Genomic DNA, 1,124 nt, shown 5'->3' on the forward strand with positions numbered 1-1,124 from the left:
CGTACCAGTCGCCGCCGACCGCCGCGTCGGTGCCGCCGGGGAGGTACGTGGCGGCGATGCGCAGGTCATCGGGCTGCTCCAACTCTTGGGGAAGCAAGCTGTGTTGGAGCGTGACGGCGGCCTCGCGCTGGCGGCCCTCGCTGGCGCGCAGCCGCTCGGCGGNNCTCGGCGGCCTCGACCTGGTCGGTGACGTCGGTGGCGAAGACCAGGACGCCGCGGTGGGGCCGGGGCGCGAGGTCGGCGGGCTCGGCCGCCCCGCCTGCCCCGGCCTCGGGCCCTGGCAGGTCGATCGGGCTGCACGTGAACGTGTAGTACCCGTCGCGCTTGCGGCCTGTGGCGGCCTTCAGGCCGACCGTGGAGCCGGTGCGGGCGGCCGGTCGGGCCGCGCTCGCGTGGTGCCGCCCGGAGCCGTTCACAGACGCGCCCGCCAGGGCGACGACGGGCTCCTCTTCGCGCACCGCCTCCTCACGCGCCGCCTCCGCGCCCGCGCCGGCGACGTATCCGCCGGGCACGCGGCGGGACTTGACCGTGCGGGGCTTGCCGCTGCGCAGGACCTGGTCCATGAGGGGGAGCAGGCCCAGCTCCGCGAGCTCGGGCAGCGCCTCGCGCGCGGGGGCGCCCGCGTCGCGCGGGCCGAAGACCGCGGCGTAGGCGTCGTTGACGTACGCGATGCAATGGTCCCGGCCGTACACCACCGCGACCAGGCCCGGGACTTGGCCGAGAACGTCGTGCACCGACAGCCCGTCCAGGGTGGGGTGCGCCTCCGAGGACGACGCGCGCGTGGCGGTGGATGGGGTGGACTCGGCGGCGGTCGGCTCCCGGCGCTCCCCGCGCGCGGCGGGCACGGGGTTGCCGCCGCGCGCGCCGGCGCCTGCGCCGGTCCCCGAGGCCGTGGGGGCCTGCGGGTGGCGCGTACCGCGGTCGGTGCGCGCGGCCGCGCGCCGCTGTGTTCCGGGGAGCCGGGCGCTCCAGCGCGTGAAGTTCACTGAGTCTGCCTCGTGATGTCGCTTCGGGTCAGCCAGGCCGGCCGGTGATACGGCAGGGAGTAAGGCAAAAGGGTCGGTGTCAGCACTCTTCGTAGGGATGAGTCCACCCATGGTCACATGTCCAGTGTGGCCGACGGG

1 pseudogene is annotated in these 1,124 nt (G+C 75.9%); it reads right to left on the minus strand.

The window, feature by feature from the left end:
- Positions 1 to 164: 164 nt before the first annotated feature.
- Positions 165 to 986, minus strand: a pseudogene (locus AOK16_RS28875) (hypothetical protein); the annotation flags it as partial.
- Positions 987 to 1,124 lie beyond the last annotated feature (138 nt).

The sequence above is a fragment of the Streptomyces pathocidini genome, from assembly GCF_001418495.1.
Taxonomy (GTDB): domain Bacteria; phylum Actinomycetota; class Actinomycetes; order Streptomycetales; family Streptomycetaceae; genus Streptomyces; species Streptomyces pathocidini.